Origin of the sequence: Sphingobium soli, from assembly GCF_020782245.1 — a bacterium.
Lineage (GTDB): Bacteria > Pseudomonadota > Alphaproteobacteria > Sphingomonadales > Sphingomonadaceae > Sphingobium > Sphingobium soli.
The window spans coordinates 18,143-40,303 of record NZ_JAJGNP010000012.1; the positions used below are offsets into that span (position 1 = coordinate 18,143).

A 22,161-nucleotide genomic window follows, 5' to 3' on the forward strand; every position below is an offset into this window, starting at 1 on the left:
AGGGAAGTTCGATAATTCGGGGAGGCCCGCCCAAGGCGGGTCTTCCTTCAATGAAAGAGCTTTTCAAGAGGTAAGCGCATGAACAGCCCTCCCATTGGCTTAACTGCCCCGCCGACCACCTCTGCGGCCGGTTTACGCCGTACGATGCTGGTCATGCTGGGGCTGGTCTCGATGTTCAACTATATCGACCGTACCGTTCTCTCGGTGCTTCAGGAACCGATAAAGCAGGAACTGAAGTTGAGCGACGGCCAACTCGGACTACTCACCGGCCTTGCCTTTGCGCTGTTCCACGCGACGCTTTCCCTTCCGATCGCGCGCCTGGCGGATCGCTTCAACCGCCGCAATATCATCGCCGCCTCGATCGCCACCTGGAGCGGCATGACGGCGCTTTCGGGCCTGGCGACCGGTTTCGGCTCCCTCGTCGCCTTCCGCATCGGGGTCGCACTGGGCGAGGCGGGTTCCGTGCCGGCCTCGCATTCCATAATAGCCGACTATTATCCGCCTGAAAAACGGGTCACGGCGCTCGCGCTATGGGGATTGGCTCTCCCGGCCGGGATCATGCTCGGTTATGCGTCCGGCGGATGGATCGCCGCGGCGCTGGGATGGCGTCTCGCTTTCGGAGTGATAGGCGTTGCGGGGCTGGCCCTGGCGCCGCTCGTCCTGCTGCTCGTGCGGGAGCCTAAGCGGACGGGATCAGGCCTTTCGATGCAAGCGGAAACAGCGCCACCCCTGGGCGAAGCCATACGATTCCTATGGCGGTTGCGCACCTATCGCTACATGTTGATCGGCACGACCCTTCATGCTTTCGCCCAATATGCGATGATGAGTTGGTCCGCGCCCTTCTACATGCGCGTTCACGACATGCCGCTGGCCGATGTCGCTTCTTGGCTGGCGCTGATGAACGGGCTCGGCGGTGGCATCGGCATCTATCTGGGCGGGCGCCTGTCCGACGCGGCAGGATCGCGCGACCCGGCGGGCCGCGTGTGGGTGAGCGCCGTCGCGATGCTGCTGATGGTGCCGGCTGCTCTGCTCCAATTCCTGATCCCATCGCTGACGGCATCGCTGGTGTTCGGCTTCGTCGCGACCATGCTCATGTTCTTTTACTATGGGCCAATCATCGGCGTTCCGCAGTCCGTCGTTCCGCCACGCATCCGGGCCCTTACGTCGGCGGTGACCCTGCTCGTCTTCAATCTGTTCGGGCTTGGCCTGGGACCAGCGGTGACGGGGTTCCTCAGCGATCATCTGGCGGCGGCGGACGGGATGCACGACATATCGCTACGTTACGCGCTTTCGGTCGTGGTGCTGTTCTCGCTCGCGGGCGCTGGGAGCATCGCTTGGGCATCCCGGTTCTACGCAAGCGATCTGACGGAGCATTAAATCTCTCATGCCGCTCTTTTTTTCTTATAGGCTGTCATTGGCGTTTCTGCTGAGCGTTTTAGCCTCGCAACCGCTTCAGTCAGAGCCGCTCCGAAACGCGACGAGCACCCAGCAGATATTTTCCGGCGCGAGCACCGATCCTTACACCTTGGCCGTTCGCGCGACCGTTTGGGGCTATCCGTTGGTTCGGGCGGCGCAGCTGCGGCAGAAGGCAACCCAGCCAGAGCATCCCTTCGCTCCCCGCCCGACGACGCTTGCCACGGCCCCCATCAACCGGATCGGCCAGGCGCGAGACCTTGCCGGACCGGATACGCGAATTGGCGTCGCGCCGAACAACGACACGCTCTACAGCCTTGCCTTTGTCGACACGCAGGCAGGCCCGTTTCAACTCGACACGCCGGACTTCGGGACACGCTACTATATCTTTCAGTTCGGCGAAGCCGACAGTGAGACACGACAATCCTATGGTCAGAGCAGCCATGGTGGGCGGCTTCCACCGATCTTCATCGCCGGGCCTGACTATCGCGGGGAAATCCCGAAGGGGGCAAAAGTCGTGCGCAGCGCGCAGCGCTACCTGATGGTGGCGGGACGCGTCCTCGTCGACGGATCGCAGGACCTACCGAACGTACACCGTATTCAGGATGCGATAAGGCTGCGCAAGTGGCTTGGCAAAGGACGCCTGGCCGAAACTCCGATAACATCGCAGCGCCCCTTGGCGGGCGATATTAACGGCGCGCCCAATGGCCTGAACCTTCTCGCCAACTTGGGCACCGTTCTTGAAGACTGGCGCGTGTCGAAAGAGGATGCTGACTTCATCGCTTCTCTGCGCCGCATAGGCCTCACCACTGAAAACGGCTTCCGCTATGCGCATCTGCCGGCAGTCGAGCGCGCTGTCATCGAACGTGGCGTCGCCGACGGCCTCGCCATTATCCGCGAGAAGACCCGCCATTTGGGCACGCTTTCAGGCGGCTGGACGACCAGCTATGCTGGTTCCCGCTTCGGCCGAGACCTCCTGTTGCGCGCGGCCGTGGCGATGGACCAGATCTATGTGCTGGACAAGGACGAAGCGCTTTATCCGGTCGCGCATCTCGATGCGCAGGGGCAACAGCTCGACGGCCGGAACACCTATACCCTCTGCTTTCGCAAGCAGGATCTGCCCCCGGTGGACGGCTTCTGGTCCATCACACTATATTACGAGAAAGGCTTTCTGGCCGCCAATCCGATCGGACGCTACTCAATCGGCGACCGGACGCCGGGCATCGTCTATGGACCGGATGGATCCCTTCGCCTTCTCATCCAGAATGACGATCCCGGCGAAGAAGGCCGGGCAAACTGGCTGCCCGCTCCGCACGAACCATTCATGCTAATGATGCGCCTTTACCGCCCCGAGGCAAGGGCTGCGGAGGCGAGATGGCATCCTCCAGCGGTCAGGCCGGTTAACCCAAAAGTCCCGCCCGATTCAGCGGGTTGCAGGAGCCCCTAGCATCAGGCTACCGTCCGGCCGTTGTCGATCACGATCTCAGCGCCGTTCAGCCGGGCGGACTCGTCCGACACCAGAAACAGGACGAGATCGGCGACATGCTCCGGCTGCCCTTCATGCCGTTGCGCGGCTTCGCGCAATTCAGGCGCGGCGAATTGATAAGCGTCACGGACCATCTGCGTATCGTGCGAGCCGGGCAGAACCACATTGGCGCGAACGGGATAGCCCTGCTGCTGGCAATGGACGATCAGGCTGCGCGTCATGGAAAGTATGGCGCCTTTGGCCGCGCTATAAGCGAAAACCGACGGATTGCCCCGGATCGCGGCCACCGACGCTATGTTGACGATCGATCCCGCACCGCTGGCTGCAAGCGCCGGCAGGCAGGTCCTGCATCCCAGAAACGTTCCTTCCGCCGAAACGGCCATCACGCGGCGGAATACCTCCAGCGACGACTGCTCGACCGTCTCGAAAGCCGCGATGCCCGCATTGTTGACCAGCGCATCAAGACGGCCATGCGCCCACATGATCTTCGTCAGCGCAGCCTGCCACTGTGCTTCGGAGGTCACATCCAGACGCAGCGCTATCGCGGCCGGAAGCGCGTCCGCGACCCGTTGCGCTTGTTCCCCATCCACATCGGCGACGATGACCCGCGCGCCCTCGCGCGCCAATGCTTCGGCATCGGCCCGGCCCAGCCCGTGCGCCGCGCCGGTCACGAGAACGACCTTTCCCTCGACCCTGCCTGTCGTAGCCATGGCCGATCCCGTCAGGCCGCCAAGGCAGAACGGGCGGCGATTCCACCGCCGTGTAAGCGTGACAGCAGTAGCACCCGGCGCAGCCCACGTCCGACCGCGAGTTCATTGGTGACCCCCATGCCGCCATGCAGCTGCACCGCTTCTTCAGCAAGCTTCAAGGCAGTATCGCCAATATAGGCTCTCGCGGTCGTCACAGCCCGGGTCCGTTCTTTTTCCCCGACCATGGCCGCTTTCAAAAGCAGCGAGCGAGACTGCTCCAGCCAAGTGTACATCCGGGCGCAGCGATGCTGCACGACCTGAAAGCTTGCGATCGGCTTACCGAACTGATGGCGTTGTTTGATATAGTCGACCGTAAGGTCGAGCAATGTTGACATCGCGCCAACCAGTTCGGCGATGATCGACAGGCCGGCGAGAGTGTGCGCTTCTGCCCAAAGGCTTGCGGGGGCCGTGAGCGGTTGGGCCAGCGCCGCATCGAACCGCACATTCGCCGCCATGCTGCCGTCCACCAGGCGAACCGGTATCCGGCGGATGCCGCTGTCCTGCACATCGACCAACAGAAGCGCGCCCACTTCCGTCTCCACGACGAACGCGTCGGCATTGACGCCGTCCCGGACGATATCCGCCAAACCGGAGAGCCGTCCATCCACAACCTCTCCGCCCCGCGCGAACGCGAGCAAGGCGTCTCCCTGCATCAGTCTGTCGGTCCAACCTCCGACGGCCTGATCAGCGGCCAGCGCGCGCCCGCACAGCAGGATGGCTTCGGCCAGTGGCGTGATCGCAAGCGCGCGTCCCAGCTCTTGCGAGATGATCATCACCTCCACCGCACCGCCACCCAGCCCACCGGCCTGTTCCGGCATGAGCAGAGCAAAGAGGCCGAGCTCCCCCAACGCGCGCCAGTCGTCGGAGGACATCGGCCCTTTCGCCATGGTCGTCGCGTCGTAGCGGTCCGCCAGAAAGCGGCGGACCATGTCACGGACCATAGCCTGCTCATCGCTGAGCGCGAGGTTCATGGCTCAAAGCACCTCGATGATCGAGGCGTTGGCGATGCCGCCGCCTTCGCACATTGTCTGGAGGCCGTAGCGCTTGCCCCGCGCCTTGAGCGCATGGATGAGCGTCGCCATCAGCTTCGTGCCGGTGGCACCGAGCGGATGGCCGAGCGCGATCGCGCCGCCGTTGACGTTCAGTTTGGACGGGTCCGCATCAAGTGCCTTCATCCAGGCCAGCGGGATGGGCGCGAAGGCTTCGTTCACTTCAAACAGGTCGATGTCCTTCATCGTCATGCCCGCGCGATCCAGAACTCGGCGGGTTGCAGGGATCGGTTCCTCCAGCATGATCACCGGGTCGCCAGCCGTCACCGCCAGATTGACGATGCGGGCGATGGGCTTCAGGCCATGCGCCCGCACCGCCGCTTCGGATGCGACGAGCACACCGCTCGCCCCGTCGCAAATCTGGCTGGCAGCGGCGGCGGACAGCGTGCCTCCCTCGCTGATCAGCTTGACCGAGCCAATCGACTCCAGTGATGCATCGGCCCGCACCCCTTCGTCGCGATCATGCACTGCCTGCTCGCCGTCCGCAGTTACGATGGGCACCGGCACGATCTCCCGGTCGAATGCGCCCGCCTTCATCGCCGCCGCCGCCTTCTCGTGGCTGGCGAGCGCAAACCGGTCATGATCCTCACGGGTGAAGCCATATTTGTCGGCAATCATCTGCGCGCCCTGAAACTGGCTGAACATCTCCACGCCATAGCGCTTTTGAATCGCCCCGGAGAAAGGATTGGCGCCGATTCCGCCGGCTTTGGCCAGCGTGATGGCTGATCCCATCGGCACGCGCGTCATGCTCTCGACGCCGCCTGCAATTACGATGTCCTGAAGGCCTGACATGACCGCCTGCGCCGCGAAATGCACCGCCTGCTGGGATGATCCGCACTGCCGGTCGATCGTCACGGCCGGCACGCTGTCGGGCAGGCTGGACGCGAGCACCACATTGCGACCGAAGGCGAATGTCTGCTCGCCCACCTGGCTCACGCAGCCGATGATGACATCGTCGATCGCTGCGGGATCGACACCGGCGTCGGCGACCAGTGCGTTCAGAACGAGGGCGCCAAGATCGGCGGGGTGCCAGCCGGCAAGGCGGCCATTGCGGCGGCCACCGGCGGTACGGCGGGCAGAAACGATATAGGCTTCAGGCATGATGCGTCCTTCTTTGTCTAAAGGCCGAGCGCGGCCTTTGCGATGAGGGTGAGCTGGATTTCGCTGGTGCCGCCGAAAATCGACCAGGCGCGAGCGTTGAGATAGCGGGCCGCCGCGACCTGCGCCGCCGGCGAAACGACAGGCGCGGGCATGTCGCCACCATAAAAAGGGCGTTCGCCCGGCAATTGAAGGCCGGCTAGTCCGAATGCGTCCACCGCCAGGGCCTCTAAGCCCTGCCGGATTTCGGACGCCAGCAGCTTGGTGGTCAGGCTGCGCGGGTCGGGCGCGGCGCCATGCTCAATCTCAATCAGCGTCCGAAGCTCTGTCATTTCAAGCGCTTCCGCCTCCAGTCGAAGTCGAAGAGCGCGGTCGGCGAGTTCGCCGGTCAATGGGCCTGCCGAAGTATGCAAACGGGCAAGGTCAGCGAGGATCGCCGGCGCAAAGCTTGACCCTCCCCGCTCATTCTCCAGTAGAAATTTTGCGATCGACCAGCCTTGTCCTTCGTCGCCGACACGGTCGGAAACAGGCACCCTTACCTCATCGAGGAAGACCTCGTTCAGCTCGTGATCGCCGGATGCGCTGAGGATCGGCTTTACGGTGACGCCCGGCTGCGCCATGTCGATCAAAAGGAAGCTGATGCCTTTTTGCGGCTTCACTTCGGCGTCGGTACGGACCAGCGCGAAAAGCCGGTTCGCATACTGGGCCTGCGTCGTCCAGATCTTGTGGCCCGACACGATGTAATGATCTCCCTCGCGCACGGCGCGCGTCCGCAGACTGGCAAGATCGGAACCCGCGCCGGGCTCCGAAAAGCCCTGCGCCCAGAAATGTTCTGCCGAGCGCAGACGCGGAAGATAATAATCCTGCTGCGCCTGGGTGCCGAATGTGTAGAGCACCGGCCCCACCAGTTTCAGCCCCATACCCGGCAGGACAGGAGCGCCCGCCTCAGCGCATTCCTTCTCAAAGATCCAGCGCTGGATCGGCGTCCATCCCGGCCCACCTGCATGATCGGGCCAATGATAGACCAGCCAGCCTTGCTCTTCCAGGATCGCCTGCCATTCGCGCGCAATATCGGGTTCTGCAAACACCCCGGATGTCAGCTCGGCTCCGCGCCGCAGCTCGGGCGTAAGCGAGGCGGCGAGAAAAGCCCGCACCTCCTCGCGAAAAGACTGCTGATCTTTGGTAAGGGACAGGTCCATGGCGTCAACGCTCCACGATCGCGACAGCGGAGACGCCGGGTGCGCCATAGACATGGCTATAGCCCAGCCGCAGCTTGCCAGGTGCCTGCCGCGCACCCGCCTGCCCGGTCAACTGCATATAATTTTCGTACACCTGGCGAAGTCCGGATGCGCCGATCGGCTCCCCACAGGCAAGACAGCCGCCGTCGGTGTTGACCGGCAGGTCTCCGTCGATCCGCGTGCGACCTTTCGCGATCCACTCGGTCTGGTCGCCATCAGCGCAAAAGCCATTCTCGGCCATGTGCATGATCTCCGCGCCCACCTCAGTATCCTGAAGCTGCGCGATGTCGATATCCTCGGGGCCGACGCCGGCCATATCGTAGGCCGCTCGCGAGGCGATGCTGGTCGGCGAACCACCGCGTTCAAGATCAAGCGCTGGCGAGAAAACCTCGAAGGAGCCCGGGGGGCGGGTACGGACGGCGGCCGCACGCAATCGTACCGCAGGCAGTCCGAGCTCACGCGCTTTTTTGCCGCTCGCCAGCAACAATGCCACTGCGCCCTCTCCCGGCGAGCAGAACATGAACTTGGTGAGCGGATCGCTGACCATTTGCGAATTCATGATGGTATCAATGTCGACCGCTTCGCGCCGCCAGGCATGATCGGCAAGGACGCCGTTGGCAAATGCCTTCTCGGCGACCGCGCCCAGCGTGTGCGGGGTGATGCCGTACATGCTCATATAACGCTGTATTTTCATGGCGAAAAATTGGGTGGTCAGCATCAGCCCGGTTTCGCCATACCAGTCCGGCAGGCCCCAATCCGCAGGAAGCGGTGAGAATGAGCCGCGCGGATGCTTGTCGAACCCAACCGCAAGCCCCAGATCAAACTCACCAGACTTGATCGTGCTATAGGCTCCGAACATCGCCGAGCCACCCGTCGCGCACCCATTGGCGACATTGATGAAGGGAATGCCGGTAAGTCCCAGCTCCGCCACCATCGTGTCGGCGTTCCCGGCGGCATCCGATCCGCCGAACGCGAACTGAATGTCAGGCCATGCCAGCCCTGCGCGATCGAGTGCCTGCCTGACGGCGAAGACTCCCTGCTGAAGGCCCGACAGACCGGGTGTACGGCCGAAGGGATGGATTCCTGCACCGACAATGAAGACATCGTCGCTCATGCGCCTTGCCCCTCGTCCGCTGTGAACCCGAAGCTGGTGCGCAGCGAGCCGTCCGCCAGCCGGAAGGGCAGCGGCACGACCCGCATCGCCATACCGATTTCCAACGCGTCGAATGCCACGTCGACCAGACGTCCCTCGACGATCAACGCACCCTCCAGTTCGATATAGCCGACCGCATAGGGCTCGAATGCGTCCGGGCCGGCATATGGTGGGGATTTGGGGCGAAACCGCTGAACGGTCCACGACCATAACCGACCGGTCCTGGGCAGCACCATGCGCTCGTACCGCGTATCGTTTTCGGTCCGCGCCGGAAAACAGAGCCGCCCGGTCGCGCGCTCGCGGGACGCAAGCAGAGCGACGCCCTCGGTATCAGAGCGGATCAGGTCATCTGCGATCGGGACTTCTAGGATGTCGGGCACGGCTAATCTCCTGCCGAAGATATAGCGCCCGACCGTTCGGTCTGCTTCTGACCAATGCGACAGGGGCCTAGTTGATCATGCCCAGAAATCCGAGCTGCGCGGCCTTGAACATCGTCTGATCGCGGTTCACGGCGTCAAGTTTTACCGACGCCGATCGGATGTGAAATCGCACCGTGGTGCGTTGCAGACCCAGAATGATTCCGATTTCCTCGTTCGTCTTTCCGGCAGCTGCCCAGCGCAGGCATTCCACCTCTCGCTTGGTCAATGAAATGCTGGCCAGATCGTGGCGCGCCCGCGCCGTTACCTTGGCATAGCTTTGCACAAAGGCCCGCGCCAGCACTGCCAGCGCGTCGGCGGCAGACGAATAGGCATCGGACAGGTCATTGGTGTCGGGTTCAGGTGAAAGGAAGCTCGCCGCACCGATCTGACCGAACGGCAGGTGGATGGGAACCACGATCGCTGCCGCCGTCATTGCTCGGATACGGAAATCGTGCAGGTCGATCAGATCGAGCAGCGGGTTGGGCAAGCGGGTGCGAAAACCGTGCGCATTACACCAGAACGGCTCCGCTTCGACCCGGCAGGCGTGAACGATCGGCGAGGAAAGGGCAAGCTGGGGCACCTCCCACCAGCGCGACTCTTCGCTGCGGAATCCGAAAACCTCACTTGCAAGCACCGCACCATCGCCGTCTCGCATCGGTTCGCGGGAAGCCACATTGTGCGTGACCGCAGTGTGCAACCCACAAATATCGACCACTGCATCACGCAGTCGCTCTGCCGCCGGTCTTATGCCACCGGGTTCCGAAAAGCGGATAGCGTCGATCAAGCTTTTGGACGGCATCGCGCAGCATGGGCCGATAGCGGACATGGTCAGTTACTCTTCAAACTCAACCCTTCGAAAAACGGCTGGCAAATCGCGTCGGCGACATCTTCCGGCGATCTCCGCTTCGCCAGCGGAGGATACCATTTATAGGCCCAGTTGCACATGCCGAGGAAAGCCAGCGTCGTGAGCCCCGGATCGCAGGCTCGGAATTGGCCGTTCGCGATACCCTGCTCGATGATGCCGCGCACCCGCTGGAGATAGGCATTGCGCTGCGCCCGGATATGCTCGCGCATCTTGCCTTCCAGATCTTCATAATGGTCCATAAACGCGCGGACATAGCCCGGATGCTCTGCGATTTGTCGCAGGATATCAACGCATGCTGCGTGCAGGCGCCTCAGCGGATCGTCCGATCCCCGTTCCTCATCGAGACCGGCCAGCAGCGCGCTCATATGCGCGTCGTGCATAGCGAACAGGATCGCACTCTTGCTCGAGAAATAATGGTATAGTGTCGGCTTGCCGAGGCCGACTTCATCCGCCAGCATCTGCATCGAGGCCTTGTGATATCCCACCCGGTCGAAAAGCGTCGCGCAATGCCCGAGTATCTCGTTGCGCTTCTCGTCATGCGCTTCGGTCGTCTGTCGTTTCTTTGCTGCTTCTCGCGCCATTGTCGGCTCTGGTCCCTGTTCCGCGTCCTACCTCTCACAAAGGTAAGTCGACCGTCTGGTCGGTTCCTCCTAGGGATACGGCTGGATGACGAGAATGCAAGGGCGAGGTAGTGGACAATGCAACTTAAGGGCAAGACAGCACTGATCACGGGAGCGAGTTCAGGTTTGGGCCGGCATTTCGCTCATCTTCTGGCGCGTGAGGGAGCGAGGGTCATAGCCGCGGCACGCCGGGTGGACGCGCTGGCCGCGCTTTCCGACGAGATTGAACGGCAGGGCGGCACCTGCATTCCCATCGCCATGGATGTCACCGATCCGGCTGCCGTCGCAGCAGCCTTTGAACATATCGAACGGAGCCTTGCCGAACCTCTCTCAATCGTCGTGAACAATGCAGGGGTTGCCCATACCAGCGCGGCGCTCGATCTCAGTACATCGGAATGGGAGCAAGTACTCCAGCCCAATCTGACCGGCGCCTTTCTGGTGGCCCAACATGCGGCGCGCATGATGCGTAACGAAGGCGGAACGATCGTCAACATCGCCTCGATTCTGGGCGAACGCGTGTCCAAGGGACTGGCCGCGTATGCAACCAGCAAAGCCGGACTGATCCAGCTGACGAAGGCACTCGCGCTGGAATGGGCGGCGCTGGGCATCCGGGTCAACGCGCTCGCCCCCGGCTATATTGAAACCGACCTCAATCGCGACTTTTTCGCATCCGATGCGGGGCTACGCCTCATCTCGCGCATCCCGCAGAAGCGGCTAGGCCAAATGCACGATCTGGACGGTCCGCTCCTGCTGTTGTGCTCCGACCAGTCGCGCTACATGACGGGTGCGGTTATCGCGGTGGACGGCGGGCATCTGGTCAGCGGCCTTTGAACGCCGGATTCCAGTGCGGTTGAAGGATTTGCAATTCGCTCTAGCTCTCCCGGCCAATGAGGCGAATTCCAAATCCACCACATTAAGCGTCCATTGCGGTCGCGCCGATAACCCATGCCGACAGGCCAGCGGTCGGCACGGCGCAGATTATCGCCTCTGCCACCGCTTCGTCGCTGGCACCGGCGGTTCGTGCGCCTTTGATATGCACCGATGCCCAGGAACTATAGTCGGCAGCCAGGACGGTAACGAGCAACAGCTCGGCATATACAGGCCCCAGCGCCGTCCCCGACAATGTACCCTCACGCATGAGATAATAAGCGTCGGCGCCAAGCGGCTTGACCTCGAACAACTTGCCCAGTGAAGGCGGCATCGTTCCGAAATACTGAAGAAAGTTGGCCTCTGCTTCGCCATCTTCCACGACCATGTCTTCGTCTGGCCAATCGGGATCGTCGGCTTCCGGGAATGTCTCCCGGTAGATATCGTAAAAGCGCAGCGACGCCCCCTCGCCGCGCACACTCGCAAGGATCGCCACAGCCGCGCCGGCTTCCGCCTCGGTCAGCCCATCCGCCCGGGCCAAGACCAGTTCCCGCTGCGCGAGCTCCCGATAGCCCTTGATCGTAGCCGCGCAGGCGACGAACAGACGCTTGATTCTGGCAGGAACCGCGCCATCGGTATCGATAATCGCGCGCCACCGTCGGAAACCGGAAACGGTCTTAGGCGCGTCACGACGCAAGCGGCCGAGACTGGTGAGCGGTGGCAGAAGATCAGTCATAGTCTCTCCGATAATGTCTGGACCGTCCGGTCGGTTGACTATGGCTATGCCGCTTCGCAAGCGCGGTCAACATCCGACAACCAGTTGACGTCCGACCGGACGGTCGACTACACTCTCTTGCATAAAGGCCGATGCGAGAGGAGCGTGCCCGGATGAGAGACTTTATGGGGCGGACGGCCGTTATTACGGGAGCGGGCAGCGGCATTGGTGCGGCGCTTGCGCGCCTGGCCGCGCAGCAGGGCATGAATCTCGTCCTTGCGGACATCAATCTTGCCGATCTTGAAGCGGTGGCTGACACCATCGACGGTTCGGGTATCGCGCTTCAGAAGACCGACGTCGCTGATCCGGAAGCAGTACAGGCTCTCGCCGACCTCGCCTGGTCCCGCTTCGGCGAGGTATCTCTGCTGTGCAACAATGCCGGTGTCGTTCCCGGCGGTCGCCACCGGTTCGTCTGGGAATATGCGCCGGAGGACTGGCGCTGGGCCTTTGGCGTGAACATGGACGGCGTCGTAAACGGCATCCGCAGCTTCGTGCCAAGAATGTTAGCCGAAGGGCGTCAGGGGCATATTCTCAACACGGCGTCTGTGGCCGGCTTTGTCAGCGGTGAAGGGTCCGCCGTATATGGCGCGTCAAAGCACGCCATGGTGCGCATTACCGAAGCGCTCTATGCCGGCCTTCGCTCGCTGAACGCACCGATTGGTGTGACGATGCTGTGCCCCGGCCTCGTCGCGACGCGGATTTACGAGGCCGAGCGATCGCGCCCGGCCCATTTGCAACCTGCCGACGGGCAACCGACCGAAGCCGCCGAATTCCAGTCAATTTCCGACAATCTGTTCCGCAATGCCCCCTCCCCCGAGGACGTGGCCGCGCTGGCGTTCGACGGCATCCGCAAGGATCTGTTCTACGTCTTCACCACCGCACGGTACGACGGACCAATCGAAAAAAGGACGCAAGCCATTCTGAAGCGGGAAAATCCTCAGTTCGACAGTCTGATTTCTCTCAGCAAGGGCAAGGCCGATTCAGAGGAGGAAAGGATATGAACAGGCTCGACGCACGGATTGCGCTGATAACAGGTGCGGCGTCCGGCATCGGGCTGGCCACCGCCCGCCGTTTCGCGGAAGAAGGCGCGAAAGTCGTCATGGCAGACCGCAACGAAGATGCCCTGTCGAGCGTGTTCGCATCGCTCCGCGGCGACGGGCACCAGACGGTCACGATGGACGTCACCGATGAACGGGCATGGGCCGCGTTGGCCGAACGGATCGACGCACAGTTCGGGAAGCTCGACATTCTGGTGAACAATGCGGGTTTCGGCAAGTTCGCCTCGATCACCGATACGACACTGGAGCAGTGGCGATCGATCATCGCCGTCAATCTCGACAGCGTGTTCCTGGGCACGAAATATATGATGCCTTTGCTCGCCGCATCGGGCCAGGGCGCGATTGTGAACATGTCCTCCATTCGCGGTATCGTGGCCGGCCCCGGCACCGGCTCCTACTGCGCCGCGAAGGGAGGTGTCCGGATGTTCACCAAGGCGACCGCGATTGAATGTGCGGCGGCGGGCAATGGCATACGAGCAAATTCCATTCATCCTGGCCACATAGCCACTCCCCTGACTGCGCCCGCCCATGCCGATGCGGAAATCGCCAAGACCCTGCTGGCGGATGTCCCGCTGGGCCGGATCGGACAGGCCGAAGAGATCGCGGACGGCATCCTGTTTCTGGCAAGTGAGGAATCGCGCTACATGACGGGTGCCGAGCTCGTGATCGACGGGGGGAGCACGGCGCAATGACCGAGCGAGCAACTGCTATCGCGTCAAGGGTGGAATCCTTTGTCCGGGATGTGGTCGTCCCCTATGAAAGCGACGATCGCCTCGGTTTCCACGGACCGGCGGACGCACTTGTCAGCGAACTTCGCGCCAAAGCGCGGGAGGCCGGCGTGCTGACCCCGCATATCCTGGAGGACGGATCGCATCTGACCCAGCGGGAAACGGCGATCGTTCTGACAAGGACGGGCCTGTCTCCCCTCGGTCCGATCGCATGCAACACCGCCGCGCCGGATGAAGGCAATATGTATTTGCTGGGCAAGGTCGGGACCACCGAGCAGAAAGCCCGCTTCCTCGACCCGCTGGTGAAAGGCGAGGCACGCTCCGCCTTTTTCATGACCGAGCCCGCTGAAGCGGGCGGCGCAGGTTCCGATCCGTCGATGATGCAGACCTCCTGCCATCTCGACGGCAACCATTGGTGCATCAATGGCCGAAAGAAGTTTATTACCGGGGCGGAAGGCGCTCATGTCGGCATCGTCATGGCGCGATCCGACGACGGCGCATGTATGTTCCTGGTCGACCTGCCCGATCCGGCGATCCGGACAGTGCGCGTGATCGACACGATCGACAGTTCGATGCCCGGCGGCCACGCCGAAGTCGACATCGTCGATCTGCGCGTCCCGGCAGACCAGATGCTGGGTGCCAGCGGAGAAGGGTTCACCTATGCCCAGATACGCCTCAGCCCTGCCCGCCTTTCGCACTGCATGCGCTGGCTCGGCCTCGCCATGCGTGCGCACGAAATCGCCGCTGAATATGCTTGCCGACGCCATGCATTCGGCAAGCAGCTCGTCGATCATGAAGGCGTCGGCTTCATGCTTGCCGACAACCTCATCGACCTGAAACAGGCCGAACTGATGATCGACTGGTGCGCAGGCGTTCTCGACACAGGATCGCTCGGCACGGCGGAAAGCTCCATGGCGAAGGTCGCGGTGTCGGACGCGCTGTTTCGCGTCGCGGATCGGTGCGTACAGGTGATGGGAGGAACCGGTGTTTCCGGCGACACGATCGTCGAACAGGCATTCCGGGAAATCCGCGCGTTCCGGATCTACGACGGTCCAACCGAAGTCCATAAGTGGAGCCTCGCCAAAAAGATCAAGCGCGAATGGAAGCAAGAACAGTCATGAACATGAGATCATATGCACCTGCCGCGCGGTCGGTGGCCATGCTCCTGCCACTTCTGGCTTCGAGCGCGGGGCATGCCCAGACAAGAAGTTTCGCCGCGCCGGAAGCCCCGGCCACCCGATCCGGCTATGGCGAAGACCTGCTGCCACGAAACGAGAAGGACCGCGCCGCACTGCTGCGGACCACCGCGTTCGAGGCGACCGTTTACGGCATGTCGGCGTATCTGCAATATGAACAGCTTTATCGGCAAGCGATTGACCGCGGTTCCGACAACTATACCGGGTTCAACCGCTTCGCGCATGACCGAAACCTTGCCGGGCCGGACTATGCCACGTTCAAGGTTCCCAACACCGACACGCTTTACTCCACCGCCTGGATAGACCTCAGCAAGGGGCCGGTCGAAATCGATATCCCGGCAACGCAGCTCAAATATTTCACGCTCAACATCTTCGACATCTTCGGCAATCCGAGCAATCTCAGCAATCGAACGATCGGCTTTGAGGGCGGCCGCTTCCTGCTGGTACCGCGCGGATGGAACGGAACTCCGCCAAAAGGGGTGAGGATCTATCACGCGGCAACCACCCAGCTCTGGATTCTCATGCGCGCCTTTGCCCAGTCCGATGCGGAAGTCCGGACGGCGCGCGCCTTTCAGGATGCAGTCAAAATCATCCCTCCGAAAGAAGGAGAAGAAACCGCGAATGTAAGTGGCTATGCGTCCCCCCCGCCTCCCGCTTCCGGCGCCTTGGGCTATCTTCGGGTGCTCGACTATGTGCTGCGGACCAACGGATGGCAGCCGGGCGAAGCGGCGCTCGTATCGCAGTTCCGCTCGCTCGGCATAATGGGAGACAAGGCGTTTGATCCGGACGCGCTCACTCCTGCTGCGCAAGCGGCGATTGAAAGCGGCTATACGGAAGCGCTGGGCATGCTTACCCGCGCCAAGGCGCAACTGGGCGAACCCACCGGTACGGGGTGGATGAAGGTCAACAAGGCCGTTTACGGTTTCAATTATGTGCGCCGGTCCGTCATTAACATCGCCGGGCTCGGCGCGAATGTGCGAGAGGAAAACGCCTCCTACACCACCTTCGTCGATGGCAAGGGCGCGACATTTGATGGCGCATCCAACCGCTACACGCTCCGCCTGCAAACACCGCCGCCCGTCAACAGCTTCTGGTCGGTCACGCTCTACGACTCGAAAACGTTTGCCCTATATCCCAATCCGCTCGGTCGCTATCTGGTGAGCGACCGGACAAAGGGCCTCAAGATACGGAAAGACGGCTCGATCGATATCCGGATACAGCATGACGCCCCCGCCACCGGCAATTGGCTGCCCGCTCCGGCGGGGCCGTTCTTCGTCGTGATCCGCGCCTATGGACCAAAGCCTGCCATGCTGAACGGCCAATGGCTGCCGCCCCCCATCTCTGCAGACCGGGGGGCGCAATGAGCGCTCCGGCTGATAGCAACAGCGGAACGGCGACCGTCCGCCCCGGCTATGAGCTGGATCTGGAGGTGCTGGATGGCTGGATGCGAGCCAATGTCGCAGGCTATGCCGGGCCGCTGGAAATCGAGCAATTCAAGGGCGGGCAGTCCAATCCGACCTATAAGTTGCGTACGCCCGGCAAGACGTATGTCCTGCGCAAGCAACCGCCCGGCCCTCTGCTCAAGGGCGCGCATGCACTCGATCGGGAAGCAAAAGTGCTCACCAGCCTTTCGCGGGCAGGATTCCCGGTCGCAGCCATCCATGGCCTGTGCACCGATCCCACCGTCATTGGCACAATCTTCTATGTCATGGACATGGTGGAGGGCCGCATCTTCTGGGACGCTGCGTTGCCCGACGTCTCCCGCGCGGAAAGAGCCGCGCTCTTCGATGCGATGAACGGGACGATCGCCGATCTTCACAGCATTGATTTCACTGCCATCGGCCTTGCAGACTATGGTCGGCCCGGAAACTATTTCGAACGACAGATTGCGCGCTGGTCCCGCCAATATCTTGAGGATACGGCGGCCGGGCGCGATCCCCATATGGATCGCCTGGTCGAATGGCTCCCCTCCCACATCCCCGACGGAGAGGAAACGAGCATCGTCCATGGCGACTTCCGCCTCGACAATCTGATCTTCCATCCCACCGAACCTCGCATTCTGGCTGTGCTCGACTGGGAGCTTTCGACGCTGGGACATCCGGGTGCCGACTTCGCCTATCATGCGATGATGTATCGCATGCCGCCGCATATCGTCGCTGGTCTGGGCGGGACCGAACCTGCCGCGCTCGGCATAGCCGACGAAGCGGCCTATCTCGCCGCCTATTGCCGGCGCAGGGGGCTGGCGGGCATGCCCGGCTACGACTTTTACGTTGCCTTCAACTTCTTTCGGCTCGCAGCCATATTTCATGGCATCAAGGGCCGGGTCATCCGCGGCAACGCCTCATCCGCGCAAGCGCGCGAGCGCGTTGCGGTGCTTCCCGAACTCATGCGTCTGGCGTGGCAGCAGGCGGAAAAGGCGGGCGCGCAATGAACAATCCTGCCATCACGCTCGATATCCGGGACGGCATCGCCTGGCTGACATTGGCGCGGCCCGAAAAGCGCAATTCCGTCGATCCCGAATTCGCATTCCGCCTCAATGAACTGGCGGAGCAATGTGCGGAGGACGCGAATATACGCTGCGTCGTCCTGACCGGAAGCGGGAAATTCTTCTGCGTTGGAGGCGACATCGACGCATTCTCCGCAGCCGGAGAGGATGCCGAAGCGGCAGTCGGTGCCCTTGCCCGCAGTTTCCATCGCGGAATCCATCGGCTCGCTACGATGGAAAAGCCTTTCGTCACGGCGATCAACGGTCCTGCGGCAGGCGCGGGACTCAGCCTTGCGATATTGGGAGATATCGCGCTTACGGCCGCTTCCGCGCATTTCACCTCGGCCTACAGCGCGGTCGGACTGACGCCCGACGGCGGCGCGTCATGGTGGTTGCCGCGCCTGATCGGGATGCGCAGGGCGCAGGAGATGATATTCACCAACCGACGGATCGGCGCCGAGGAAGCGGCGGGAATGGGCCTTGTGACACGTGTGGTTGCCGATGATAGGCTGCGCACCGAGGCGTCGGCCGTCGCATCGACGCTTGCAAAAGGGCCGATCCGCGCACTCGCCAGATGTCGCTCTTTGCTGGTCGAATCGGTAAACGCCGACCTTTCCACCCAACTAGATCGCGAAGCCGCCTCTATTGCCGAGTCCGCCGGAGCGGCCGAAGGGCGGGAAGGAGTCGCCGCTTTCCTGGCGAAGCGACCGCCGCATTTCGTATGACCGCAGGTTGAAGGACAAGGCGCGCTACAAGCGCATGACCGTCGCGACCATGTCGGAAGGTCGGTGCCTTTGCCATGAGACCCAAGCAGCTCAACTTTCCGCTCAATCCGGATTATGGTACTGGCTCCACGGTTCGCCGCGTCTCCCTGCGCACGCAGTCCGATCGGATTAACGGCCATCTCCTCGATAATTTTCACGAGATGCACTGCTCCATCGTGCACGATGGCACAATCGTGACCGCCGTAGTGGGGCAAAGCATCCGCATCCCAACCACGGCATGCGCCGGCGCAGTTGGTCAGCTTCAGTCCCTGATCGGGCTGCCGATCTGCACGCCAAGGCGCGACTTCTATGCCGGCGGGATCGCGCGCCATCATTGCACGCACCTTCTGGATCTTGCGGTCTTGGCAATTGCCCATGCTCAGCAGCCATCGATGGAAATTCTTTATGAAGCGGAGGTGCCTGACGAGGTCGAATTGCCTGTCGTCATCGCAGTATGGCGAAATAGTGATCTGATCTGTCGCTGGCTCGTCCGGCAGGGCGCGATTCTCGAGCCGCTGGAGCTTCGGGGAAGGCCGCTGGGAACGGGCTTTGCCGCATGGGCCAGTGCTGCTTTTGACCAGGACCAACTTGAAGCCGCCACCATCCTGGCGCGCACCTGGCTCATAGCCGTCGGTCGGCGCTACCGCCCATCACAAGCTGCGGGTCGCCCTGCTCGCGAAAATCCAGTAATGCTCGGACGATGTTACGCCTACAGCGCAGAACCGGTGAAGACTGCTGTCATGACTGGAGAGAAGGAGGTTCATCTCCACCGGTGATGGTGATACGCGGCTTGTTGAGGCCGTGCAGCCGATATTTCGCGCGAATAATGTCCGGCCCCATCGCGACGTCATAGAGATCCCGCCTGCCGTCGCTGCCCCGGCTGTTCAGCGGCGGCACCCGCGTTTTGGACAGACGGATACGGCCGCCATAGCCGATGTCAGGATGATAGCCGCGCTCCCGGTCGGGCCGATCATGAACTTCCTGACCGCCACGGCGCCGATCCTCTTGCTGGTTGCAATCGGTGGCCTGCTTGGCGGTAATGGAGGTTTAGCGACCGTCCATGGTCGCCACGGTGACGCACTGGTACTTCACGCCGTTCCACCATTAGGTTAGCTGCGATCCTCGCCTTTCTCGCCCCGAACGAAGTCATATCCGCGTGCCTGGAGCGCCGTTTCCCCGCCCGCGCCGCGGGCACCGACGAGATCGCCGAGGCCGGGTGTCGTCTGTCCTTAAGCCGCGCCGGCCAGTATGGCCGGACCGAACACCGAAAGTGCAAATCGAATCACAGGCATCGCAATCCCTTCCATTTGAAGGACCAGCCGTTGTCGGCGTCGACGATGGCAACAGCTTATGGCGGCGTGATCAAAGCGTCCCTCTCAAAACAGGTGAGGTCGGCCCCCATGGAGGAGCCGGGCCTCATCGCTCATCAAAAGAGCGCCGCCTTGACGCCGACGACGAAACGGGGGCCGTAATATTCGACCTGAAGCGGGCGTTCCTTGTTACCCAGATAATAATGCAGCTTCTGGTTGGTGAGGTTGCTTGCCTCCCCGAACAGCGTGACCGAAGGCGTCACCTGCCAGTTCACCGTCAGATCGAGGCTCGTATAGGCGCCATAATAGCTGTCACTGTCGGCGTCCGCGCCATATTCCTCGATGAAGGCGCCCTTGTAGTTCATGGCGAGGCGGGTGGAGAAGCGGCCATCGTCATAATAGGCCGCGATATTCGCCAAATTGTTGGCCTGACGCGGCACCCGCACCTCGCGCCCGTCGGGCAGGGTGAAGGTGGAGCGGATCAGCGTGTAGTTGGCGTTAAGCCCCAGGTTTGACAGGAAACCCGGCAGGAAATTCAGTCGCCGCTGGACGTTGAATTCAAAGCCGTACAGATCACCCGCCGCGCCGTTCGCCGAGGTGAGGAAGGCAACGCCGTCGATGCCGCGATAGGTGCCGACCCGGCGTGAGTCGTAGATCGGGTTGCTGATCCGCTTGTAGAAGGCGCCAGCGGAAATCACACCGTCATTGCCGAAATAATGTTCGAACAGCAGGTCGCCGTTCCAGGCATAGGTGGGTTTGAGATCGGGGTTGCCCCCCTGAAATTCCAGATCGGCCTCGCTGAAGGCTCCGCCCGGCGCGAGGTCACCGAAATCGGGGCGGGCAAAGCTGCGCGTGATGGCAGCGCGCAGATTGGTGTCACCATCGAAGCGGTAGGTCAGATGCAGCGAGGGCAGGATCGACAGATAATCGTTGGAGCGCCGCTCATTTTCCAGCCCACGTTGACGAGCACCTGCCCAGCCACGGTGGTTTTCGTATGCTCCAGCCGTACCCCGCCCAGCAGCGTCACCGCATCGTTGGGATTCCAGGTCGCCATGGCATAGCCGGCGGCCTGCTTTTCATACAGGCGGAAGGTGCGGCCAAGCGCCCCGCCATTTTCCGCTGTCGCGGATCCGGCCGCGTCGAGGACCAGATTGTCCCGGTTGGCGAGATACCAGTTCACCAGATCCTTTTCGGACACCACCTGAGAGAACTGGCCGCTATACTGTTTCCCGATCGCCAGTTCGTCGAGATACTGGCCGCGTCCCGGCTGGTTCATCAGCGGGAAGTCGGCCAGCGTCGGCACCGGACCTGCAGCCCGGTTCCAGGTGTAGAACAGATCCTCGAACGTCGCGTCGCGCAGCTTGTCACGATATTTAACGCCTGCCTTGAAGGTCAGCGTGTCGCTGGCCGGCAGGGTGAGATTGCCTTCCAGCACGATCCGGTCGGTTTCCTTTACCCGGATCTTGTACAATTCGACATTGGCAAGGCGGGTGAGCGACGGGTCCATCTGGAAGGAAGAAGGCAGATGGTTGCTGATGGCGTCGGCCGGGTCGGTGCCGCCATCGATCTCATTATAGGCAAGGTTGCCCGATCCGCGATTGTCGAGGCCGGTATAGCCGACATTGCGCTGGTCGAAACGCACCACGAAATAGCTGTTGTCGCGGCCGTCGGGCGTGTTGCCATAGCGGAAGAGATTTTCGTAATGCGCCGCCTTCCAGTCGAATTTCGCGCCGCCGTCGCCGCCCAGCATGTGGACGCCGCCGATCTCGCCACCCAACAATTCGGTAATCAGCGTGTTGAAGATATTCTGCACCTCGACCCGGTTGGACGCGAAGTTCAGACGATGCTTGTAATGGGTCTCATCATCCTTGAGCGAACCGTAGATGCCGCGCGCATACAGCTTGCCGCCATCGTCGAACGCATATTCCATGGCGCCGTTCAGGCCGATCGTCTCGCGTTCGCCGGTATAGTCGCGCAGTTCCAAGCGTGTGATACCGATGCCGTCGCCACCCCGGCGCGGCTCATAATTGTCGGTCGCCCAGTGGCGCTTGTAGTAGCTGCCCGACAGGACGAAGCCGAATTTGCCGTCGGCGAAACGGTCGCCATAGAGACCGTTGACGAGGAAGCCTGCCTTGTCGGCTTTTTCGGAATAATTGCCGCCGGCCGTCAGTTGCAGGGTGCGCTTGTCGGGCGCGGTTTTGGTGATGAAGTTGACGGAGCCGCCGATGGCATCACCCTCCATGTCAGGCGTGATTGCCTTGGCGACGACGACCTGCTCGATCAGTTCGGACGGGAAGAAATCGAAGGCGGTGGCGCGGCTGGTCGTTTCCTCCTCGGCGGTCGGCAGGCGGCTGCCGTTGATGAGGGTGGAGTTCCATTGCGAGGGCAGACCGCGCACCGCGACGAAGCGGCCCTCGCCCTGATCGCGCTCGATGGCGACGCCCGGCAGGCGCTGCACCGCTTCGGCGGCGTTGCGGTCCGGTAGGCGGCCGATGCCGTCGCTGGTCAGGACGTTGACGATATTGTCCGCCTTGCGCTGCGCCGCGATGGATTTCATTTCGCCTGAGACGATTGTGCCGGTGACGACGATATCATCACCGCTGACGGATTCTGCTTCGGGCAATGCCTGCGCATAGGCACTGGTCGTAAAAATCAGTACGCCGATGCTGACGGCGGAATGCAGGATTGCTTTAGTCATGTTGTCACCCCTCGATAGATTACAGCGCATTCTTGCGCCGCCAGATCATGACGAATGGGTTGCCATGACTTAGTCGATTCCAACCAATTCATTGGGTGCATTGCAGCAATATACAGAGCAACATGAAGGTTTGACGACAAATGCCCCGTCCAGCTTTGCCGGACGGGGCATGATATGGGAAACATGATCT

At 62.1% G+C, this 22,161-nt stretch carries 21 protein-coding genes; 10 read left to right on the top strand and 11 right to left on the bottom strand.

All coding sequences use genetic code 11. The features are described 5' to 3' along the window. The first annotated feature begins 78 nt into the window (after positions 1-78). Positions 79-1,377 (top strand): spinster family MFS transporter, encoded by a 1,299-nt coding sequence (locus LL253_RS13795; protein WP_228227546.1) that lies wholly within the window; start codon positions 79-81, stop codon positions 1,375-1,377. Between the two features lie 7 nt (positions 1,378-1,384). Beyond that, entirely contained in the window at positions 1,385-2,860 is a 1,476-nt protein-coding gene (locus LL253_RS13800; protein WP_228227547.1) for a DUF1254 domain-containing protein, read from the top strand. Positions 2,861-2,862: 2 nt separating this feature from the next. Here the strand turns inward: LL253_RS13800 and LL253_RS13805 are convergent, their stop codons facing one another. From LL253_RS13805 to LL253_RS13840, 8 genes are all read right to left on the bottom strand, one after another. Further along, complete coding sequence (locus LL253_RS13805) at positions 2,863-3,609, bottom strand: SDR family oxidoreductase (RefSeq protein WP_228227548.1); 747 nt, start codon at positions 3,607-3,609, stop codon at positions 2,863-2,865. Positions 3,610-3,620: 11 nt separating this feature from the next. Further along, on the bottom strand, positions 3,621-4,619 hold the full coding sequence (locus LL253_RS13810) for an acyl-CoA dehydrogenase family protein (protein WP_228227549.1): 999 nt from the start codon (positions 4,617-4,619) through the stop codon (positions 3,621-3,623). A 3-nt stretch (positions 4,620-4,622) separates the two neighbouring features. After that, entirely contained in the window at positions 4,623-5,798 is a 1,176-nt protein-coding gene (locus tag LL253_RS13815; protein ID WP_009820722.1) for an acetyl-CoA C-acetyltransferase, read from the bottom strand. 17 nt (positions 5,799-5,815) lie between these two features. Then, positions 5,816-6,994: an acyl-CoA dehydrogenase family protein gene (locus LL253_RS13820; protein ID WP_228227550.1), complete on the bottom strand. Its 1,179-nt coding sequence runs from the start codon at positions 6,992-6,994 to the stop codon at positions 5,816-5,818. Between the two features lie 4 nt (positions 6,995-6,998). Then, positions 6,999-8,147 (bottom strand): thiolase family protein, encoded by a 1,149-nt coding sequence (locus LL253_RS13825; RefSeq protein WP_228227551.1) that lies wholly within the window; start codon positions 8,145-8,147, stop codon positions 6,999-7,001. Beyond that, on the bottom strand, positions 8,144-8,566 hold the full coding sequence (locus LL253_RS13830) for a Zn-ribbon domain-containing OB-fold protein (RefSeq protein ID WP_228227552.1): 423 nt from the start codon (positions 8,564-8,566) through the stop codon (positions 8,144-8,146). The genes LL253_RS13825 and LL253_RS13830 overlap by 4 nt, the downstream gene beginning before the upstream one ends. A 67-nt stretch (positions 8,567-8,633) precedes the next feature. Then, on the bottom strand, positions 8,634-9,431 hold the full coding sequence (locus LL253_RS13835) for a helix-turn-helix transcriptional regulator (protein ID WP_228227553.1): 798 nt from the start codon (positions 9,429-9,431) through the stop codon (positions 8,634-8,636). Positions 9,432-9,433: 2 nt separating this feature from the next. Continuing rightward, complete coding sequence (locus LL253_RS13840) at positions 9,434-10,051, bottom strand: TetR/AcrR family transcriptional regulator (RefSeq protein WP_009820716.1); 618 nt, start codon at positions 10,049-10,051, stop codon at positions 9,434-9,436. A gap of 117 nt (positions 10,052-10,168) precedes the next feature. Between LL253_RS13840 and LL253_RS13845 the strand changes: the two genes are divergently transcribed. Further along, entirely contained in the window at positions 10,169-10,921 is a 753-nt protein-coding gene (locus LL253_RS13845; protein WP_228227554.1) for an SDR family NAD(P)-dependent oxidoreductase, read from the top strand. Positions 10,922-11,003: 82 nt separating this feature from the next. Here LL253_RS13845 and LL253_RS13850 read toward each other — a convergent pair whose 3' ends face one another. Continuing rightward, a complete protein-coding gene (locus LL253_RS13850) occupies positions 11,004-11,693 on the bottom strand; it encodes a carboxymuconolactone decarboxylase family protein (RefSeq protein ID WP_228227555.1) in 690 nt (229 codons plus the stop codon). Between the two features lie 152 nt (positions 11,694-11,845). Between LL253_RS13850 and LL253_RS13855 the strand changes: the two genes are divergently transcribed. The 7 genes from LL253_RS13855 (at position 11,846) to LL253_RS13885 (ending at position 18,739) form a co-directional block, all read left to right on the top strand. Beyond that, positions 11,846-12,733, top strand: a complete 888-nt coding sequence (locus tag LL253_RS13855; protein WP_228227556.1) for an SDR family NAD(P)-dependent oxidoreductase — start codon at positions 11,846-11,848, stop codon at positions 12,731-12,733. Then, positions 12,730-13,482, top strand: a complete 753-nt coding sequence (locus LL253_RS13860; RefSeq protein ID WP_228227557.1) for an SDR family NAD(P)-dependent oxidoreductase — start codon at positions 12,730-12,732, stop codon at positions 13,480-13,482. Before LL253_RS13855 ends, LL253_RS13860 begins: the two co-directional genes overlap by 4 nt. Then, positions 13,479-14,639, top strand: coding sequence for an acyl-CoA dehydrogenase family protein (locus LL253_RS13865; protein ID WP_228227558.1), 1,161 nt, complete (start codon positions 13,479-13,481; stop codon positions 14,637-14,639). The genes LL253_RS13860 and LL253_RS13865 overlap by 4 nt, the downstream gene beginning before the upstream one ends. A 38-nt stretch (positions 14,640-14,677) precedes the next feature. After that, positions 14,678-16,078 carry a DUF1254 domain-containing protein gene (locus tag LL253_RS13870; RefSeq protein WP_407696106.1) on the top strand — a complete coding sequence of 467 codons (1,401 nt, stop codon included), beginning with the start codon at positions 14,678-14,680 and terminating at the stop codon, positions 16,076-16,078. Further along, a complete protein-coding gene (locus tag LL253_RS13875) occupies positions 16,075-17,145 on the top strand; it encodes a phosphotransferase (protein WP_228227560.1) in 1,071 nt (356 codons plus the stop codon). Before LL253_RS13870 ends, LL253_RS13875 begins: the two co-directional genes overlap by 4 nt. Beyond that, positions 17,142-17,924, top strand: coding sequence for an enoyl-CoA hydratase/isomerase family protein (locus tag LL253_RS13880; RefSeq protein ID WP_009820708.1), 783 nt, complete (start codon positions 17,142-17,144; stop codon positions 17,922-17,924). Before LL253_RS13875 ends, LL253_RS13880 begins: the two co-directional genes overlap by 4 nt. 74 nt (positions 17,925-17,998) lie before the next feature. After that, entirely contained in the window at positions 17,999-18,739 is a 741-nt protein-coding gene (locus LL253_RS13885) for a DUF2889 domain-containing protein (protein WP_228227561.1), read from the top strand. Positions 18,740-19,389: 650 nt separating this feature from the next. Here LL253_RS13885 and LL253_RS13890 read toward each other — a convergent pair. Then, positions 19,390-20,226 carry a TonB-dependent receptor domain-containing protein gene (locus LL253_RS13890; protein WP_228227600.1) on the bottom strand — a complete coding sequence of 279 codons (837 nt, stop codon included), beginning with the start codon at positions 20,224-20,226 and terminating at the stop codon, positions 19,390-19,392. Continuing rightward, positions 20,169-21,971, bottom strand: coding sequence for a TonB-dependent receptor domain-containing protein (locus tag LL253_RS13895; protein WP_228227562.1), 1,803 nt, complete (start codon positions 21,969-21,971; stop codon positions 20,169-20,171). The genes LL253_RS13890 and LL253_RS13895 overlap by 58 nt, the downstream gene beginning before the upstream one ends. Between the last annotated feature and the right edge of the window lie 190 nt (positions 21,972-22,161).

Bases quoted from the DNA above. Each gene is read 5' to 3' on its own strand.
- LL253_RS13835 (WP_228227553.1), bottom strand. From the start codon at position 9,431: ATGTCCGCTATCGGCCCATGCTGCGCGATGCCGTCCAAAAGCTTGATC.
- LL253_RS13795 (WP_228227546.1), top strand. From the start codon at position 79: ATGAACAGCCCTCCCATTGGCTTAACTGCCCCGCCGACCACCTCTGCG.
- LL253_RS13845 (WP_228227554.1), top strand. From the start codon at position 10,169: ATGCAACTTAAGGGCAAGACAGCACTGATCACGGGAGCGAGTTCAGGT.
- LL253_RS13865 (WP_228227558.1), top strand. From the start codon at position 13,479: ATGACCGAGCGAGCAACTGCTATCGCGTCAAGGGTGGAATCCTTTGTC.
- LL253_RS13875 (WP_228227560.1), top strand. From the start codon at position 16,075: ATGAGCGCTCCGGCTGATAGCAACAGCGGAACGGCGACCGTCCGCCCC.
- LL253_RS13800 (WP_228227547.1), top strand. From the start codon at position 1,385: ATGCCGCTCTTTTTTTCTTATAGGCTGTCATTGGCGTTTCTGCTGAGC.
- LL253_RS13880 (WP_009820708.1), top strand. From the start codon at position 17,142: ATGAACAATCCTGCCATCACGCTCGATATCCGGGACGGCATCGCCTGG.
- LL253_RS13870 (WP_407696106.1), top strand. From the start codon at position 14,678: ATGCTCCTGCCACTTCTGGCTTCGAGCGCGGGGCATGCCCAGACAAGA.
- LL253_RS13840 (WP_009820716.1), bottom strand. From the start codon at position 10,051: ATGGCGCGAGAAGCAGCAAAGAAACGACAGACGACCGAAGCGCATGAC.
- LL253_RS13885 (WP_228227561.1), top strand. From the start codon at position 17,999: ATGAGACCCAAGCAGCTCAACTTTCCGCTCAATCCGGATTATGGTACT.
- LL253_RS13815 (WP_009820722.1), bottom strand. From the start codon at position 5,798: ATGCCTGAAGCCTATATCGTTTCTGCCCGCCGTACCGCCGGTGGCCGC.
- LL253_RS13805 (WP_228227548.1), bottom strand. From the start codon at position 3,609: ATGGCTACGACAGGCAGGGTCGAGGGAAAGGTCGTTCTCGTGACCGGC.
- LL253_RS13820 (WP_228227550.1), bottom strand. From the start codon at position 6,994: ATGGACCTGTCCCTTACCAAAGATCAGCAGTCTTTTCGCGAGGAGGTG.
- LL253_RS13860 (WP_228227557.1), top strand. From the start codon at position 12,730: ATGAACAGGCTCGACGCACGGATTGCGCTGATAACAGGTGCGGCGTCC.
- LL253_RS13810 (WP_228227549.1), bottom strand. From the start codon at position 4,619: ATGAACCTCGCGCTCAGCGATGAGCAGGCTATGGTCCGTGACATGGTC.
- LL253_RS13855 (WP_228227556.1), top strand. From the start codon at position 11,846: ATGAGAGACTTTATGGGGCGGACGGCCGTTATTACGGGAGCGGGCAGC.
- LL253_RS13895 (WP_228227562.1), bottom strand. From the start codon at position 21,971: ATGACTAAAGCAATCCTGCATTCCGCCGTCAGCATCGGCGTACTGATT.
- LL253_RS13850 (WP_228227555.1), bottom strand. From the start codon at position 11,693: ATGACTGATCTTCTGCCACCGCTCACCAGTCTCGGCCGCTTGCGTCGT.
- LL253_RS13825 (WP_228227551.1), bottom strand. From the start codon at position 8,147: ATGAGCGACGATGTCTTCATTGTCGGTGCAGGAATCCATCCCTTCGGC.